This window comes from Clostridium peptidivorans, from assembly GCF_900205925.1.
Lineage (GTDB): Bacteria > Bacillota > Clostridia > Clostridiales > Clostridiaceae > Clostridium_AK > Clostridium_AK peptidivorans.
This window is the reverse complement of sequence record NZ_OAOD01000020.1, coordinates 1-17,136: the sequence shown is the minus strand read 5'-3', so window position 1 is coordinate 17,136 and position 17,136 is coordinate 1. Positions and strand designations below refer to the sequence as shown.

The window sequence follows — 17,136 nt, the reverse complement described above, 5'->3', positions numbered from 1 at the left end:
GATTACTGATTTAAGCATTAGGAATTGAGGATTTGAGGCTAGAGATTGAGAACTGGAAAATAAGGATTATTATAACGGGGGGATTATATATGATAAATTTAGATGCAAGTTCTAGGATGAATTTGCAGATTGATTCCATGATAGAGAATATTACTGAAGAGATAATTAATATAAGAAGAGAAATTCATAAGCATCCTGAACTTGGAATGAATGAACATAAAACGGCTAAAATAGTAGAGGAAAATCTTAAAGGATTAGGGCTTGAAATTGAAACAGGAGTAGGAAAAACTGGAGTGGTGGCACTTTTAAGGGGAAAAGAAAGTGGAAAAACACTTCTTTTAAGAGCAGATATGGATGCACTTCCTATAGAGGAGCAAACAGATATTCCATTTAAATCACAGGTTACCGGAGTAATGCATGCTTGTGGTCATGATGTTCATACTTCCATTTTGATAGGAGCAGCTAAGGTGTTATCTCAAATGAAGGATGAAATAAAGGGGAATATAAAATTTGTGTTTCAACCTGCAGAGGAATGCAATCCAACAGGTGGTGCAAATTATATGATAGAGGATGGGGTGCTTCAAAATCCTAAAGTAGATGCAGCAGTAGCACTTCATGTATGGGATATTCCAGTGGGAAAGGTGGCACTTAAAACTGGAGTTATGATGGCTCAATCTGATAGAATATTTATAAAGGTTAAAGGGAAAAGTGCTCATGGTTCAGCACCTCATCAGGGAGCGGATGCGATAGTTGCTGCGGGACATGTTATTACAGCTCTTCAAACTATAGTAAGCAGAAATGTAAATCCGCTAGATAGTGCAGTGGTAACCCTTGGAGTTATAAGAGGTGGATATAGATATAATGTAATACCGGATGGAGTAGAAATAGAGGGAACTGTAAGAACCTTTGCACCAGAAGTAGCGGGCATGATGCCTGGTAGAATTGAAAATGTAATAAAGAATATATGTCAGGCTTTAGGATGTGATTATGAATTTAAATATGTACTAGGATATCCGCTGACTTATAATGATGAAGAACTTACTAGAGAAGTTATTGAGGGACTTAGAGAGTATATAGGAGAAAAAAATGTAGTGATACCTGAAAGACCAGCTACAGGAGCAGAAGATTTCTCTTTCTTTAATAAGCATGTTCCTTGTACATTTATGTGGGTAGGATGTAAGTCTGAAATAAATGAAAACTCCTGCATAGTGCATAATCCTAATTTTATTTGTGATGAAAGAGTTATACCTGTGGGAATTAAGGCAATGTGTGCAGCAGCGCTGAAGTTAGTAGGCGGGGATAAGTAACTAGGGGCAAGGTTCAAGATGCTAGTAAATAGGAGAAAATCGCTAGTCGCTAATCTCCAATATCTAATTCTTAGTTTGTAAGTTTATTTGAAATAATGATAAGTAAATATATACAAACAAGTCAAAAGGATTTTGCAATGCAAAGTCCTTTTGACTTTTAGTTTTTATTTAAATAAACAATCTCCAGAGTTAATAATGAAACTATAAATTGATTTTTTTATCAATTCCAATCTAGAGTAATCTATCATTTCTGGAGTATCATTTGGAGTATGAATTATATCTTTAACATTTTCTTCAATTATTCCTATGGCTGGATAACCTTTTTCTTGGAAGCTATAATCGTCGCTCCCTAGGTAGGGCAATTTTTTTCTTGAGATAGTCAGGTTGTTATTTTCAAAATGAATTTTAAGGTTAGTATATAATTTATTGAAGTCATTATTATTTGATAATCCTCTTAAATTGTTAAAACTATTATTTAGTACGACACTACTAGTATTTTTATAGCCTACTGAATCGATATTTATATTATAAAAGTTATCATAAATTTTACCTATTTGTGAAACGAAGCTTTTGCTTCCAGTCATTCCAACTTCTTCACCATTGAATACAGCAAAAACGATGTCATAATCAAATTTAATTTTATTTGACTGCTTTTTTAATTCATCAGCTAAATTAATTAGAACTGCAACTCCCGAAGCATTATCAATAGCACCTTTGATGATTTTTCCGTTTCTTATGCCGATATGATCCAGATGTGCTGAAATAATAAGTGCATTCTTATTATTTGTTCCAGTTATTTTACCAACTAAGTTATTAGCTTGCTTATCAAAAGTAATTCTAGTATCATGCTCTGCGGTGGTTTTATAAGTATAAGGAGCATAATAACTATCGTCAAAAACTGGTTCTAGTTTAAGTAGAGAAAATAAATTATAAATATATTCTTCTGCAAGCTTATTTCCATCGCTTCCCAAAAGTCTACCTTCAAGTTCATCAGAGCATAAATTTTGTATTATTTCTCTTGAGTTAGGAATATTTAATTGTTTAATTTCATTAGTGTTTTTTTGGTTTTCAATAGTTAGTTGTTTGGTTTTATTGGTACATCCAGCTAATAACAGAGCAAGTATTAATATTGTTGATATAATTAATTTTATTTTTTTGAACATAATGACCTCCATAAAAATAGCTTATAGTATTTATGTTATTCAATTAATAGAAAAATTATAAATTAAGGATTACCTCAAAACAAAAAAACTATTAAGTTTAAATGAGCCTAACTTAATAGTTTTTTATTTTCATATTAGTCGTTGAAAGATATAATTGAATTTATATTATAAAACTTCGCAAACATCCCCACTTATCCAACCAACTACCCCATTGGATTTTTGAACTTTATACCAATTGGTTCCATAGGAATCTGAACGCACTTCTTGAAGAAAATCTAGATATTGTCCATAATTAGCAGTTGCTACAATTGAGTAATTATTACCAGCACCAGATCTAATATTTGCTCCACTTGTAGCTATTACTCTCACCATAGAATGTGCTCTACGCTGTATGACTTGTTGAAGTACAGGTTCTTCTTTATTTTCTAAAGTAGCAGCCTTAGTTGGAATATTAGAAGTAACAAAATTACCTCCAACTATAGTAAGTGCAATTAAAGATGATAATAGTTTTTTATTCATAATAACCCTTCTAAAATAAAGTAAATATTTTACAGTTACATATTAACACACAGCTGTGAAAAATAATGTAGTAAACTGACATTTAAATATAACTTTTCCTCATCAATTTATAGTAAAAATTAATTATTTTATATAATAAACTTTATTAATGTAATAATTTTTATAATTTTCACCAAAATTTTTACAATTAAAAATTGGACAGTAGAAATTAAAAATTCATATGATTAAATGCTTAGTAAAATGTTATAATATAAAACGAACCAGGAATTAATAAGATAAATTTTGGGAGTGAATTATATGGATTTGAGAAAGTTACTTAACAAGGAGCAGTACGAAGCGGCATCAACGGTAGATGGGCCACTGCTTATTCTTGCAGGGGCAGGATCAGGGAAAACAAGAGTGCTTACATATAGAATTGCAAATTTAATAAAAAATCTAGATGTTTATCCTTCACAAATTCTCGCTATTACATTTACAAATAAAGCGGCTAAGGAAATGAAGGAAAGAGTAAGGAATATAGTTGGAAATGAAGCAGAAAATATGTGGATATCCACTTTTCACTCTACTTGTGTAAAAATACTTAGAAGAGAAATAGAAAAGCTTGGATATAACAAAAATTTTGCTATATATGATAGCTATGATCAAAAGACTCTTATGAAGGAATGTATTAAGGAATTAAATATAAACGAAAAGGATATAGATGATAAGCAAATTATAAATAAAATAGGAGAACAAAAGGATAATCTTATATCTCCGGAACAATTTAAAAGGGAAAATGAAGATAATTATAGAACTAATAAAATAGCAGATGTGTATCTTTTATATCAAAAGAAGTTAAAGAGTAACAATGCGTTAGACTTTGACGATTTGATATATAAAACTGTTGAATTATTTAGAAAAAATCCTGATGTTTTAGAATTTTATCAAAGAAAATTTAAATATATAATGGTAGATGAGTATCAAGATACGAATAAATGTCAGTATGAGCTTACCAGATTACTTGCAGCAGCTCATAGAAATATATGCGTTGTAGGTGATGATGATCAATGTATATATGCTTGGAGAGGTGCTGACATAAGAAATATATTAGATTTTGAAAAGGATTATCCAGAGGCAAAGGTTGTAAAATTAGAGCAAAACTATAGGTCAACTCCAAATATATTATATGCAGCTAATGGAGTTATAAAAAATAATAGTGAAAGAAAAAATAAAGCCCTTAGACCATACAATGAAAGCAGTATGGGAGAAAGCATAAAGATATATAGAGCAAATTCTGATATAGATGAGGCACAATTTATATGTAGTGAAATAAAGAAAGTAAGAGATGATGAAAATAAATGTTACAATCAAATGTCTATTCTTTATAGAACAAATGCTCAATCTCGTATATTTGAGGAAGTTTTTATAAGAAATAAAATACCTTATAAAATAGTAGGTGGACTTAGATTTTATGATAGAAAAGAAATAAAGGATATAATGGGATACTTAAGACTTATAAATAATCCATTAGATGATATAAGTTTAAAAAGAATAATAAATGTACCTAAAAGAGGTATAGGCGATGCTACTGTTGAGAAACTTCAAGAGTTTGCAGTAGATATGGATGAATGTATGTATAGTGTGCTATTAGATGCTGAAAATATAGGACTTTCATCGAGAGCTGTTGCTTCTATAAATAAGTTTGTAGGACTTATAAATAGTTTTATAAGAAAGAAAGATGAAGTATCTGTATCAAAGCTTATTCAAGAAATTTTACAAACTACAGGGTATATTGATGAACTTCAAAAATCTAATGATATAGAAGATTTAACTAGACTTGAAAATTTAAAGGAATTAGTTTCTGCTGCAGTAGATTTTGAAAGTGGATCTGAGGATAAGAGTTTATCGGCTTTCTTAGAACAGGTCACACTAGTATCTGATGTGGATAACTATAGTGAAGATGTAGATGCTATAGTACTTATGACAGTGCATAGTGCTAAGGGATTAGAGTTTGATGTAGTATTTATGGCAGGAATGGAAAATGGAATATTCCCAGGGGCTCAATCCATAAGTAATCCAGCAGAGATGGAGGAATCCAGAAGACTTTGTTATGTAGGTATTACAAGAGCTAAGGAAAGGCTTTATATGACTTCAGCATCTTCAAGAAGGGTATTTGGAAGATTTGTAAACTATCCGGAGTCGGATTTTATAAGGGAAATACCTATGAATTTAAAAGATGATATAAGTCCACGTACTTCTTTTAATAGATATATGAATGATAGTAGTAATTATATAAATAGAAATCAAAGTGGGGTAAATACTAATATAACTAGGCAAAATATTCAAAAGGAGGCTGCTATTGAATCTAATAGTAGTAAGTTAACTCAAATTGATGCAACTCCAGGTAAAAAGGTAAAACATGGTAAGTTTGGAATAGGAACTATAGTAAGTGCAGTTAAAAGTGGAGAAGATGTAAAATTAACCATTGCATTTGATAGAATGGGAGTTAAAATATTGATGTTAAGTGTAGCTCCTTTAGAGGCAGTTTAGAGGAGGGCTAAGGTATGGAAAGTCTTGAACTAAAGAAAAAGGAAATAGAAGAACTTATAGAGGAACTTAATAGGTATGCTTATGAATACTATGTATTAGATAATCCTTCTATATCAGATAAAGAATACGATAAAAAGTATGATAAACTCAAAGCACTAGAAAAAGAAACAATGTATATATTACCATATTCTCCAACTCAAAGGGTTGGAGATGTGGTACTTACTCAATTTCAAAAATACGCTCATAAGGCAAGACTTTGGAGTCTTGACAAAGCTCAAAGTCTTCAGGAATTAAAGGAGTGGCACAATAAAAATATTAAGGCAGTAAATGATTATAATTCAATTCATGAAGAAAAGCTTCCAGAGCTTACGTATATAATTACAAAAAAATTTGATGGCCTTAGTATAAATTGTACTTATAATGAACTTGGAGTGTTATCTAAAGCTGCAACTAGAGGTACTGGTGAAGTTGGAGAAGATATAACTTTTCAGGCCAAGACTATCAAAACATTACCATTAAAAATAGATAATTATAGCTTGATTGAAGTTCATGGAGAAGCTATAATGACTAAGGATGCTTTTAACGAGTATAATAAAGAAGCTTCAACTCCATTAAAGAATTTAAGAAATGGAGCAGCAGGAGCATTAAGAAATTTAGACATAAGGGAGACTGCTAGAAGAAATCTTTCAGCTTTTTTCTATGATGTAGGATATAATGAGGGAAAACCTTTTAAAAGCTATACCGAAATGATGAATTTCATTAAAAAGATGGGACTTCCTATGGATGACTATATGAAGGCTTGTAAAAATATAGATGAAATTCAAGAAGAAATAGCTTACATAGAAAGTATTAGAAATGATTTAGACTATGACATAGATGGAATAGTTACTGCAATCGATGATGTTAAAACAAGAGAAGTTTTAGGATACACTATTAAATTTCCTAAATGGGCAATAGCTTATAAATTTGAAGCAGAAGAAGCTTCAACTGCACTATTAGATGTGGAATGGAATGTAGGCAGAAGCGGGAGAGTAACTCCTACAGCATTGCTGAAGCCTGTAGAACTTGCAGGAGCAACTATAAAAAGAGCTACATTAAATAATATGGATGATATAAAGAGAAAAGGTGTTAAAATAGGTTGCGATGTATTTATTAGAAGATCAAATGATGTAATACCTGAAATAATGGGAGTTGTAGAAGAAACTTTGCCTAATGGAAAGGAAATAGAACCCCCAAGTAAGTGTCCATATTGTGGCAGTGAGCTTATACAAGAAGGTGTACATTATTTTTGTGAGAACACATTATCTTGTAAGCCTCAAATGGTGAAGAGTATAGTTCACTTTGCAAATCGTGAAGGAATGAACATAGAAGGTTTTAGTGAAAAAACTGCAGAGCAATTTTTTGAAAAACTTAATATAAAATCAATTGCTGATTTATATAGAATAACTAAGGAAGAATTACTTACTTTAGAAAAGTTTGGAGAAAAGAAGGCTCAAAATATAATAAATGCATTAGAAAAAAGTAAAAAACCAGAATTATCTTCATTTATATATGCATTAGGTATCCCAAATGTAGGGAAAAAGACTGCAAAGGACTTAGTAAAAAAATTTAAAAATTTAAAAAACATAATTGATGCAAACTTTGAAGAGCTTATATCCGTAGAAGATATAGGGGATATAGTTGCAAAAAGTGTAATAGATTTTTTTAATCAAGAGAAAATAATAAAGAGTATTGAAGAATTATTAAATCTTGGAATAGAGCCTATATCAGATGATTTGGAAGTAACAGAAGAAAGTGTATTTACAAATAAAACAGTAGTGGTTACAGGAGTTTTAAAAAAGTATAGTAGAAATGAAATAAAAGAAAAGCTAGAAGTTTTAGGAGCAAAGGTATCTGGTAGTGTCAGTAAAAAAACAGATTACGTACTTGCAGGTGAAGATGCAGGATCAAAGTACGATAAGGCTGTTGAACTTGGAATAAAGATACTTAATGAAGAAGAATTTGAAAAACTTATAGAAAAGTAGGTATATTAGAGAAGGTATATGAGAGAAACTGGAGGACAATAAAATGAGGAGAGCAGTAGATGTGTTAGGATGGGGACTTGTTTTAATAACTACTCTAGCATTAATACTTACAATACTAACAACTTATCAATTTGTTTATATAAAGTATTTTTATGGTTATTATACTTTGCAATGGTGTATTTTTTTTACAATGATAGTATGGAGTATAAAACTTATAGATTTTAAAAGTGGATTGACAAATAAGGTATATCCTTTAATATGTATAGTTTTTGCTGCAGGCAGTATATTTTTTATATTTATGAATGTACAATAATTTAAGCCGACCTTGTATATAATGTATGAGGTTGGCTTAAAATGTTATATGGTATATAATTTGTATTTTTTATGATACAATATAAGAGTTTAAAAAAATTTAATATAGAAAGAGAGGGAATGTAAATGGCTGTTTCTAAAAAAGATGTGGAATATGTAGCAGAGTTAGCTAGAATAGAACTTACAGAAGAGGAAAAAGAAGGTCTTCTTGTGGATTTGAATAATGTTTTAAACTATATGGAAAAGCTAAATGAATTAGATACAGATAACACTGATATTATAGTTAATCCATATTATATCGAAAATAAATTTAGAGAAGACGAAGTAGAGGAATCTATGAATATAGAAGATGTAATGAATAATGCTCCAGAAAGTTTAGAGGAGTATATAAAGGTTCCAAATGTAATAGAAAACTAAAGATTGCATTTTAAAGGGAGGGAACAGATATAATGGAAATATATAATCTTACAGCCCATGAGCTGAAAGATAAAATTAAAACTAAAGAAGTAAAAGTTGAAGAAGTAGTACATAGTTACTTAAATAGAATAGAAAAAGTTGATTTTACTTTAGGAGCATATTTATATGTAGCAGGAGAAGAAGCTTTAAATAAGGCAAAAGAATTAGATAATAAAATAGCTAGTGGAGAAGAGCTTAAGAGCCTTGCAGGGATTCCTGTAGCTATAAAAGATAACATAAGTGTAAAAGGTATGCAAAATACTTGTGCATCTAAAATACTTGAAGGATATAAGGCTCCTTATGATGCTCATGTTATAGAAAAGATAAAGAGGCAAGATGGAATAATACTTGGAAAATTAAATATGGATGAGTTTGCAATGGGTTCTTCAAATGAAAACAGTGCATATAAGCCAGTAAGAAATCCTTGGAATACAGATATGGTACCAGGAGGTTCTTCAGGTGGTTCTGCAGCTTGTGTTTCAGGATTTGAGGCACCGCTAGCTCTTGGAACAGATACTGGTGGTTCAGTTAGACAGCCAGCAGCTTTATGTGGAGTAGTTGGACTAAAACCTACCTATGGAAGAATATCTAGGTATGGGGCAGTGGCTTTTGGTTCCACATTAGATCAAGTTGGAATACTTTCAAGGGATGTGGAAGATTCTGCGCTCTTAGCTCAAAATATTTCAGGATTAGATAAAAGAGACTTTACTACAGCTCCTATAGAAATTGTTGATTATACTAAAGCTTTATCTAAGGATTTGAAGGGCAAAAAAATAGGTATTCCAAAGGAATTTTTTGCGGAAGGACTTAACGCTGAAGTAAGAAAAACTGTAGAAGACGCTATAAAGGTACTAAAGGAAAATGGAGCAGATGTAAAAGAATGTTCACTTCCTTTAACCGACTATGCTCTTGCAGCTTATTATATAATTTCTAGTGCAGAAGCTTCATCAAACCTTGCAAGATTTGATGGAATAAGATATGGTTACAGAACAGAAAATTCAAAAAATGCTGTAGATATTTACTTTAAATCCAGAGATGAAGGATTTGGATCAGAGGTAAAGAGAAGAATAATGCTTGGAACTTATGTTTTATCAGCAGGGTATTATGATGCTTATTATAAAAAGGCATTAAAGGTTAGAAATTTAATAAAACAAGATTATGAAAGAGTTTTTAAAGAGTTTGATGCAATAGTATGTCCAACTTCTCCAACACCTGCATTCAAAATAGGAGAAAAATCAAATAATGTTATGGAGATGTATTTATCTGATGTATATACTGTGCCTGTAAGTGTAGCAGGTCTTCCAGCTATTTCAATACCATGTGGAATGGTGAATGGATTACCAGTAGGACTTCAAATAATAAGTAATTACTATAGAGAAGATATATTATTTAATTTAGCATATAGTTTTGAACAATCAACTAGCTGGCATACTATGAAGCCAAGTATTTAGTTAATAGTTAATAGTTAATGTATAATAGTTAATAGTTAGATTTCAAAGTTTACTAGCTAGCTGACTTTTGAGAAGTGAAAAGTGAAAAGGAGTGAAGAGATAGATGGAATTTGAAGCGGTAATAGGTCTTGAAGTTCATGCAGAACTTTCTACAAAGACTAAAATATATTGCGGATGTACAACTGAGTTTGGTGGAAAATCAAATACTCATGTATGTCCTGTATGTTTAGGGCTTCCAGGTTCACTACCACAGTTAAATAAAAAGGTAGTGGATTGTGCTATAAAGGCAGGATTGGCTCTCGATTGTTCTATAAATCAAGTAAGCAGAATGGACAGAAAAAATTATTTTTATCCAGACTGCCCTAAGAACTATCAGATAACTCAAGATGAAGTTCCAATATGTAGAGATGGGTATATAGAAATAGAGCTTGAGAGTGGAGAAAAGAAAAAAATAGGTATTGAAAGAATACATATGGAAGAAGATGCAGGTAAGTTACTTCATACAGACAATGGGACATTAGTAGATTATAATAGAGCAGGAGTGCCTCTTATAGAAATAGTATCAAAACCTGATATTAAGACACCAGAAGAAGCAACTTTATATCTTCAAAAACTTCGAAGTATATTATCCTCCATTGAAGTATCTGATTGTAAAATGGAAGAAGGTTCTTTAAGATGTGATGGAAACATATCTGTTATGCCAAAAGGCAGCAGTGTATTCGGCACTAGAGTTGAAATAAAAAATATGAATTCATTTAAAGCTCTTGAAAAAGCTCTAAGATATGAATATGATAGACAAATTGAAGCCAATAAAAATGGAGAAAAAATTGAGCCAGAAACAAGAAGATGGGATGAAGCAAATAATATAACTATAGTTATGAGAAATAAAGAGCAAGCAAATGACTATAGATATTTCCCAGAAGGAGATTTAGTAACTCTTAATATATCTGATGAGTGGATAGAACAGGTTAGAAAAACAATACCTGAGCTTCCGCATGAAAAGCAAGAGAGATTTGTTAAGGAATATGGCATTCCAAAATATGATGCATCAGTTCTTACGTTAACTACAGCTATGGCAGAGTTTTTTGAGAGTACCGTAAAGCTATCTAATGATGCTAAGGCAACTTCTAATTGGCTTATGGGTGATATTTCAAGAATAATAAATGAAAAAGCTATAACCATAGCAGAAGTTAAGTTTACTCCAGAACATTTAGCAGAACTTATAAAGCTTATAGGTGCAGGAACTATTTCAAATAATATAGGTAAAAAAGTTATAGAAGAAATGTTTGAAACAGGAAAGTCTCCAAAGATCATAGTGGAAGAAAAGGGACTAGTACAAAATAATGATGAGGGAGCTATACTTGAAGTAGTTAGAAAGATAATAGCAAATAATCCTCAATCTATAGAAGATTTTAAAAATGGTAAAACGAGAGCGATAGGCTTCTTAGTAGGTCTTGTAATGAAGGAAACTAAGGGTAAAGCAAATCCTCAAATAGTAAATAAACTTGTAAGTGAAGAAGTAAGCAAAGCTTAATAAAAAATTCCCCATATAATTGGGGAATTTTTTTTATTTATTTATTAACTTCTTCTTGAGTTTGTAAGTCTTTAGATGAATCAGGAACATTAAATTTTTGACATAAATTATGCATATGTACATTTAACTTTTCCAGCAAGTAATTTTTATATTTTAATTGATTATATACCTGCTGTAATGTTACAAATCCCCATACAACTACAAATATTAATATGCACATGGATATTATAGCAAGTATTTCTAATGCTAAAATCATATAAATTTCCCTCCAATAGATGAAAACTTGTAATAATTATACCATAAAAATAAATTATAACCTATAGTAACTTATTTAGGAAATTAATATTCACCTCGTTCATATAATATTAATAATCAATATTTAGGAGAAATGAATGAGGGATAAATTTTATAAAGCTTACTTTAAGTTAATAAAAGCAGAGGAAAATAAGGCCCTTTCAATGCTCAATAAACTAAGTATAGATAAAATATTTCATAGTTTAGTTAAGGTATGTTGGGAAAATAATATACAATATCATGTTGTTCTTAAAAATAATGAAGCACTTATGATGTATTTAAGTGTAAAAGAAGATAGTGTTTTTTTAAATTTTTCTAAAGAAAAAATGATATTTGAGGAAATATTTGAATGTTTTTTAACACAGGCACTAAAATATAATGCTAAAAAGTCTATATTTATAACTATGGGTATATTTGATAATAAAATAATAAAAAGTCCTACTTTAGTTGTTCATAGAAATATAAAGCTTATAGATAGATATACGTTTATAAGACATCAAGTAGGATTTACAGGAGATATTTGTAATGATTTAAAGGAGAATAATTTTAAATTTTATAGATATTTACCTATTTCTTGAAATAAACAAAATATAGATTTAGTTTATTTTTTTTTACTTTGGTAATAATTATTATTGCTAAGTAAAGGAGAGAGTAAAATGAAAAAAATTATAGCAGTAGCTATAACAATATGTGTTTTATTAAATGGATGTATAGAAAAAAAACAAAGTTTTAATCAAAGTGTGTTAAATAAGGAGTATATAACCTATGCTATGACTGAGTTCCCTAAAAATTTAAATATGAGAGCTATTTATGACGATAATTCATTAGAAATGCTAAATTCTATTTTTCAAGGACTTGTAAAAAAAGATGATGAAGGAAATATAATTCCAGCTATCGCAGAAAGATGGGAAGTAAGTAAAGATAAAACTACATATAAATTTTATATAAGAAAGGATGCACGATTCAGTAATGGAGAAATTATAACTGCAGAAAAATTTAAAATATTTTTTTCTGAACTTTTAAATAAAAATACTGATAATCCTTTAGCCTATGAACTATTTTGCATATCTGGAGCAGAAGCTTATAAAAATGGCAAGGTGGATTTTAGTAATGTAGCTATAAGCAGTATAGAAGATAATATTCTTCAAATAAAACTTAATAATCCATGTAGCTTTTTTATAGAATTACTTGCGAATCCATTATATGGATTAAGAGAATTGGATAATAAAATTAATCATTGGGAAACTGAATATTCTAATCTAAAATATTCAGGACAATATATAATAAAAAGTGTAAATGGTGATGAAATAAACTTGGTGGCTAATGAAAAATATTGGGGAATCACGCCAAGTAATAAGATAAAAGTCATTAAGGTTGAAAATGATGAAGAAGCACTTGTAGATCTTCAATTGGGAAAGGTTGATTTGTTTAAAAGCCAATATTTAAATAATATAGGTAATATACTAGAAGAACCTTTAAAGAATGAAGAGTATAAGTTTCAATATTTAGTATTTAATGTAAAAGAAAATAGAGTGCCATATAAGGTGAGAGAAGTTATAAAACAAGTCTTAGATAAAGAAAAAATTTATAATGAACTATTGAAGGATGAAACTACACCTATAAATGGGTTTATGAATTTAGGAGAAAATAAGGTTAAAAATGACACTAAAAATAATGAAAATAATATAGAACTAAATCCTAAATCAACGTTTAAATTTATATTTAAGGATACGGCAGAAGATAAAAAAGTGGCAAATTATTTAAAAGCCAATATAGAAAAAAATTCGGATATAACTATAGAATTAAAAGAATGTAGTGAGAGGGACTTTTTAAAATATATAAATAATGGTGAATATGATATGACTCTTATAAAGTATGATAAAGAGTATGATAATGCCCTGAATATATTTGAAAAATTTACTCATAATAATCCTTTTAATTATTCAAAGTATAATAATTCTTTGTATAATGGATATGTAAATTTACTTAAGACAAATAAAGATACTAAAAAACAAAATGAAATACAAAATAAATGTTTTGAAATATTAGAAGAAGATATTCCTGTAATCCCCTTATATTCAAATAATATATATGTTTATAAAAACAAATATATAGAAGGATTAAAATTAAACTATAAATCATATATAAATTTTGAAGAACTTTTAATAAATAAAAGTATCATTTAAAAAGCTCCTCCTAATTTATAGGAGAAGCTTTTTTTGAAGATTCCTTTTCAGTGTAATAGCCGCATTTTCCATTGGTAATTACACTGGTGGAGGCACTAAGTATAGTATTAAAAGTACATATCCCGTCTCGTCCATACATACAGTTTTCAGAACAATTTATGTTCATCATAGTTCTTACCTCCTATACAAAGGGTGGTTAATAAGAGGAAAATTAATTGTACTGTAGGGTAATTTTAGTATGTGTATTTATATATAAAATATTTTATAAAAATAATTACTTAATTGCCATAAAATTTTAAAATGCCCCATGATTTTTTAAAAATATATATAAGAAAAATATAAACATGTTTTTTTCACTATAAAATGAATACTTTGGAGTTTTAAATATACCTTTTCTTTCACTAAATTTTACTTCTTTTGAGAATACAGGTGATAATTCTATACTTTCAGGTGTTGGTATTGAATTCATTTTAAAGTTATCCTCATCAAGTAAATCTTCACTATTTAATGAAAATTTATTATACCTTTCTCTATCATCTAAAGATGGGGCTTCAGGCCAACTTAATATTATTCCTGATTCAACTAATTGTTTTTTAAATACATTAATTAAGATGTGATTTTCATCTGATTTTGAATTAGAATCTCCTTCGGTAAAAAATTTGTTATAAGGAAGCAAAGACATTATATATAAGTTGATATCTTCTGCAGAGTAAACCATTTTATCTTTATCTGCATCCTTTATAAATAAACTTAGATCTTTATTATAGAGATTTAAAATGCTGTCATATATATTTCTATATAAGTCTTTAAATTTTAATATGCCTGTATTTTTATAAAATAATATATAGTTAAGAGAACACAAGCATTGATTTTCAAGTTTATGTCTCCTTTGCAATAGCATAGATTCTTCATAGTTTTCTTGGATAAGTTCTAATAAATCTAATAGTATACATTTTACATCTTCATCTTTATAATATTCGTACATTATATTAAATGCTAAGGCTAATTTTATTATTTCATCCATGCTTAATTTGTATAATTCATCTTTATAGTGTTTAAACATATTTAAAATATCTAGTGAAAAGTTTTTAAATTCTTCACTCTCTTTATCTTCATAAAGAGAAGCTTTATAAAAAGCAGTCATCAAAAAGCTTTGATCAGAGAACTTAAATTCAGCACATTTATTCTCAAATTTTAAATCATTTTCATCTTCCGCTGCTATATTAATTTTATCTACGAATACTCCAGCATCATTCCTTAAATAAGAATAATAAAATTGAAGTTGCTTTTTAGTAAGCTTTGCATACAAACCACAATAAGAATACTTATGTTCATCTAGATCTTTAAATTTAGAATAATAATCTGATAGTTCTAAAAGTGCTAAAGACATAAACGCATTAGAAGGTATTAATACTTCTTTTTTTAATTTTTTAATGTCCCAAAGAGATTTATTGTCTGGGCTTATTTTAGGTTCAGCTTTTCTATATATACATATAAGTGGATATGAACCTTTAATTAAACTGAGTTCGCTCTGATGAAGGTCTTTTATCCTAAAGTCCTTGCGTGAAGTTGTAAGTCCTCCTCCAGTGTTTAAAACGATATGTTTCATAGCTTCTTTTGATAAGTGAAATAGTTGATTTTTAATATTTTCTTCGGTTAAACTATTAATTCTAAGGAATGGTCCCATATACCTCAATTTAACACCTACTCTAAAATTAATCCTTATATAAATAATATGAAGGAAAGTACGAAATGTTGATTATTTATTTTAAACTGTGGACATTTAATTTATATGTAGGTAAAATGAAGAATATAGTAGCAATTATGTAATTTGAATAGGTGGTGAATTTCATTAAATGAATAGAAAATTAGTTGTTGCGAGTAATAATAAACATAAAATAAGTGAAATAAAAGATATACTGTCAAAGTTAAATATAGAAGTAATTTCACTAAGAGAAGCAAATATTGATGTTGATGTGGAAGAAGATGGGATTACTTTTATGGAAAATGCTTGTAAAAAGGCACAGGTAATATTTGATATGCTAAAAGGAGGAGCTATGGTACTAGCAGATGATTCAGGAATAGCTGTAGACGCCTTAGATGGAGCTCCTGGGGTTTTTTCAGCTAGATTTGCAGGAGAACATGGCAATGATAAGAAAAATAATGAGAAGCTACTAAAATTAATGGAAGGAAAGCAAAATAGGAAAGCTAAATTTGTATGTGCTATGGTACTTTTCATAAATAAGAATACTGTGATTAAAGTACAAGGGGAAGTTCATGGTGTAGTTGCTGAAGAACTTAAAGGGCATGAGGGATTTGGATATGATCCAGTATTTTATATACCTCAATATGGAAAAACTTTTGGTGAGCTTAGCTCAACTATAAAAAATACTATAAGTCATAGAGCACAGGCTTTAAGTAAACTAGAAGATGCTTTTAAGGAATATTTACAGGAGGAATAAAAAAATTGCTGATAGGAGTTGTAAGTGATACACATAGGCATACATGGATTATAGAAAGAGTTATGGAAAAACTTCAAAATATAGATATGCTTATTCATTTAGGTGATAATATTCAGGATGTGAAGGATTTTAAAAGATACTATAGTGGAGAAATAATAAACGTAAAGGGAAATTGCGATTATTCTACAAGTGTACCTGCAGATATAGTAACGGATATAGAAGGTCATAAGTTCTTGATAACTCATGGGCATTATTATGATGTAAAACATAGCTTAACCAGATTGAAGTTTAAAGCATTAGAGCTTGGAGTAGAAGTAGTTTTATTTGGGCATACTCATATATCTCAAATAATATATGAAGAGGGTATATGGTTTGTGAATCCCGGGAGCCCAGCTGTTGCTAGAGACGGATTTAATAGTGTGGCAGTAATAGAATTAGAAGGTAATAAAATAAATGCTAGTATAAGAGCTATAAAATAAGACTTGATTTTATTAAAAGTGAGCATTTGTTTAAAAATATTTCGATTTATTTAAAGCTAGAAATCATTGATATAACTGAGATGCAATGCACTTAAAGTAAAGTTTTATAAAAAAACATAAAAAAACTTTAAAAAAGGTGTTGACGGATTTAAGATTATCATGTAGAATAATTTATGTTGTCAGGAGCGAGCGAAACAAACGAAAGCTTCTGAAGAATATCGGGGTGTAGCGCAGATGGGAGCGCGCGTGGTTTGGGACCATGAGGTCGCAGGTTCAATCCCTGTCACCCCGACCATTAACCTGCGGGTGTAACTCAATGGTAGAGTGCTAGCCTTCCAAGCTAGTTACGAGGGTTCGATTCCCTTCACCCGCTCCAAATATGCGTCTTTAGCTCAGCTGGATAGAGCAACGCCCTTCTAA

16 protein-coding genes and 2 tRNA genes are annotated in these 17,136 nt (G+C 29.6%); 13 read left to right on the top strand and 5 right to left on the bottom strand.

Going from position 1 to position 17,136, the window contains the following annotated elements; all coding sequences use genetic code 11:
* Positions 1 to 89: 89 nt before the first annotated feature.
* Positions 90 to 1,307, top strand: coding sequence for a M20 metallopeptidase family protein (locus tag CRN98_RS13995; protein ID WP_207653598.1), 1,218 nt, complete (start codon positions 90 to 92; stop codon positions 1,305 to 1,307).
* Between the two features lie 164 nt (positions 1,308 to 1,471).
* Here the strand turns inward: CRN98_RS13995 and CRN98_RS13990 are convergent, their stop codons facing one another.
* Positions 1,472 to 2,470 carry a M28 family peptidase gene (locus CRN98_RS13990; protein ID WP_179632161.1) on the bottom strand — a complete coding sequence of 333 codons (999 nt, stop codon included), beginning with the start codon at positions 2,468 to 2,470 and terminating at the stop codon, positions 1,472 to 1,474.
* A 165-nt stretch (positions 2,471 to 2,635) separates the two neighbouring features.
* Positions 2,636 to 2,989 carry an SH3 domain-containing protein gene (locus tag CRN98_RS13985; RefSeq protein ID WP_097028048.1) on the bottom strand — a complete coding sequence of 118 codons (354 nt, stop codon included), beginning with the start codon at positions 2,987 to 2,989 and terminating at the stop codon, positions 2,636 to 2,638.
* Positions 2,990 to 3,286: 297 nt separating this feature from the next.
* On the opposite strand from CRN98_RS13985, the gene pcrA reads away from it, so the two are divergent.
* The 6 genes from pcrA to gatB all read left to right on the top strand — a co-directional run bounded on the left by pcrA (position 3,287) and on the right by gatB (position 11,295).
* Positions 3,287 to 5,518: a DNA helicase PcrA gene (gene pcrA / locus CRN98_RS13980; protein ID WP_097028047.1), complete on the top strand. Its 2,232-nt coding sequence runs from the start codon at positions 3,287 to 3,289 to the stop codon at positions 5,516 to 5,518.
* Between the two features lie 14 nt (positions 5,519 to 5,532).
* Positions 5,533 to 7,542, top strand: a complete 2,010-nt coding sequence (gene ligA / locus CRN98_RS13975) for an NAD-dependent DNA ligase LigA (protein WP_097028046.1) — start codon at positions 5,533 to 5,535, stop codon at positions 7,540 to 7,542.
* A 43-nt stretch (positions 7,543 to 7,585) separates the two neighbouring features.
* Positions 7,586 to 7,855 (top strand): hypothetical protein, encoded by a 270-nt coding sequence (locus CRN98_RS13970; RefSeq protein WP_097028045.1) that lies wholly within the window; start codon positions 7,586 to 7,588, stop codon positions 7,853 to 7,855.
* Positions 7,856 to 7,980: 125 nt separating this feature from the next.
* Positions 7,981 to 8,271, top strand: coding sequence for an Asp-tRNA(Asn)/Glu-tRNA(Gln) amidotransferase subunit GatC (gene gatC / locus CRN98_RS13965; protein ID WP_097028044.1), 291 nt, complete (start codon positions 7,981 to 7,983; stop codon positions 8,269 to 8,271).
* A gap of 32 nt (positions 8,272 to 8,303) precedes the next feature.
* A complete protein-coding gene (gatA, locus tag CRN98_RS13960; RefSeq protein ID WP_097028043.1) occupies positions 8,304 to 9,761 on the top strand; it encodes an Asp-tRNA(Asn)/Glu-tRNA(Gln) amidotransferase subunit GatA in 1,458 nt (485 codons plus the stop codon).
* A 103-nt stretch (positions 9,762 to 9,864) separates the two neighbouring features.
* Entirely contained in the window at positions 9,865 to 11,295 is a 1,431-nt protein-coding gene (gene gatB / locus CRN98_RS13955) for an Asp-tRNA(Asn)/Glu-tRNA(Gln) amidotransferase subunit GatB (RefSeq protein ID WP_097028042.1), read from the top strand.
* 37 nt (positions 11,296 to 11,332) lie between these two features.
* On the opposite strand, the gene CRN98_RS13950 is transcribed toward gatB, so the two are convergent.
* Positions 11,333 to 11,551 carry a hypothetical protein gene (locus tag CRN98_RS13950; RefSeq protein WP_097028041.1) on the bottom strand — a complete coding sequence of 73 codons (219 nt, stop codon included), beginning with the start codon at positions 11,549 to 11,551 and terminating at the stop codon, positions 11,333 to 11,335.
* Positions 11,552 to 11,687: 136 nt separating this feature from the next.
* Here CRN98_RS13950 and CRN98_RS13945 point away from each other — a divergent pair, with 136 nt between their 5' ends.
* Entirely contained in the window at positions 11,688 to 12,167 is a 480-nt protein-coding gene (locus tag CRN98_RS13945) for a hypothetical protein (protein WP_097028040.1), read from the top strand.
* Between the two features lie 78 nt (positions 12,168 to 12,245).
* Complete coding sequence (locus CRN98_RS13940) at positions 12,246 to 13,775, top strand: ABC transporter substrate-binding protein (protein WP_097028039.1); 1,530 nt, start codon at positions 12,246 to 12,248, stop codon at positions 13,773 to 13,775.
* A 10-nt stretch (positions 13,776 to 13,785) separates the two neighbouring features.
* Here CRN98_RS13940 and CRN98_RS13935 read toward each other — a convergent pair whose 3' ends face one another.
* Together CRN98_RS13935 and CRN98_RS13930 are read right to left on the bottom strand one after the other, a co-directional pair.
* Positions 13,786 to 13,944, bottom strand: coding sequence for a hydroxymyristoyl-ACP dehydratase (locus CRN98_RS13935; RefSeq protein ID WP_097028038.1), 159 nt, complete (start codon positions 13,942 to 13,944; stop codon positions 13,786 to 13,788).
* A 126-nt stretch (positions 13,945 to 14,070) separates the two neighbouring features.
* The gene (locus CRN98_RS13930; RefSeq protein WP_143331303.1) at positions 14,071 to 15,471 is read right to left on the bottom strand and encodes a hypothetical protein; all 1,401 of its coding nucleotides are present in this window, start codon (positions 15,469 to 15,471) and stop codon (positions 14,071 to 14,073) included.
* A gap of 160 nt (positions 15,472 to 15,631) precedes the next feature.
* Here CRN98_RS13930 and CRN98_RS13925 point away from each other — a divergent pair, with 160 nt between their 5' ends.
* From CRN98_RS13925 to CRN98_RS13910, 4 genes are all read left to right on the top strand, one after another.
* Positions 15,632 to 16,237 carry an XTP/dITP diphosphatase gene (locus CRN98_RS13925; protein WP_097028036.1) on the top strand — a complete coding sequence of 202 codons (606 nt, stop codon included), beginning with the start codon at positions 15,632 to 15,634 and terminating at the stop codon, positions 16,235 to 16,237.
* Between the two features lie 5 nt (positions 16,238 to 16,242).
* Entirely contained in the window at positions 16,243 to 16,716 is a 474-nt protein-coding gene (locus CRN98_RS13920; protein WP_097028035.1) for a metallophosphoesterase family protein, read from the top strand.
* A 219-nt stretch (positions 16,717 to 16,935) separates the two neighbouring features.
* Positions 16,936 to 17,011: transfer RNA gene (locus CRN98_RS13915), tRNA-Pro, on the top strand.
* A gap of 7 nt (positions 17,012 to 17,018) precedes the next feature.
* Positions 17,019 to 17,092 (top strand) — tRNA-Gly (locus CRN98_RS13910).
* Positions 17,093 to 17,136: the final 44 nt, after the last annotated feature.

Excerpts from the sequence above, each read along its gene's own strand:
- CRN98_RS13995 (WP_207653598.1), top strand. The coding sequence starts at position 90 with ATGATAAATTTAGATGCAAGTTCTAGGATGAATTTGCAGATTGATTCC.
- CRN98_RS13990 (WP_179632161.1), bottom strand. The coding sequence starts at position 2,470 with ATGTTCAAAAAAATAAAATTAATTATATCAACAATATTAATACTTGCT.
- CRN98_RS13985 (WP_097028048.1), bottom strand. The coding sequence starts at position 2,989 with ATGAATAAAAAACTATTATCATCTTTAATTGCACTTACTATAGTTGGA.
- pcrA (WP_097028047.1), top strand. The coding sequence starts at position 3,287 with ATGGATTTGAGAAAGTTACTTAACAAGGAGCAGTACGAAGCGGCATCA.
- ligA (WP_097028046.1), top strand. The coding sequence starts at position 5,533 with ATGGAAAGTCTTGAACTAAAGAAAAAGGAAATAGAAGAACTTATAGAG.
- CRN98_RS13970 (WP_097028045.1), top strand. The coding sequence starts at position 7,586 with ATGAGGAGAGCAGTAGATGTGTTAGGATGGGGACTTGTTTTAATAACT.
- gatC (WP_097028044.1), top strand. The coding sequence starts at position 7,981 with ATGGCTGTTTCTAAAAAAGATGTGGAATATGTAGCAGAGTTAGCTAGA.
- gatA (WP_097028043.1), top strand. The coding sequence starts at position 8,304 with ATGGAAATATATAATCTTACAGCCCATGAGCTGAAAGATAAAATTAAA.
- gatB (WP_097028042.1), top strand. The coding sequence starts at position 9,865 with ATGGAATTTGAAGCGGTAATAGGTCTTGAAGTTCATGCAGAACTTTCT.
- CRN98_RS13950 (WP_097028041.1), bottom strand. The coding sequence starts at position 11,551 with ATGATTTTAGCATTAGAAATACTTGCTATAATATCCATGTGCATATTA.
- CRN98_RS13945 (WP_097028040.1), top strand. The coding sequence starts at position 11,688 with ATGAGGGATAAATTTTATAAAGCTTACTTTAAGTTAATAAAAGCAGAG.
- CRN98_RS13940 (WP_097028039.1), top strand. The coding sequence starts at position 12,246 with ATGAAAAAAATTATAGCAGTAGCTATAACAATATGTGTTTTATTAAAT.
- CRN98_RS13935 (WP_097028038.1), bottom strand. The coding sequence starts at position 13,944 with ATGATGAACATAAATTGTTCTGAAAACTGTATGTATGGACGAGACGGG.
- CRN98_RS13925 (WP_097028036.1), top strand. The coding sequence starts at position 15,632 with ATGAATAGAAAATTAGTTGTTGCGAGTAATAATAAACATAAAATAAGT.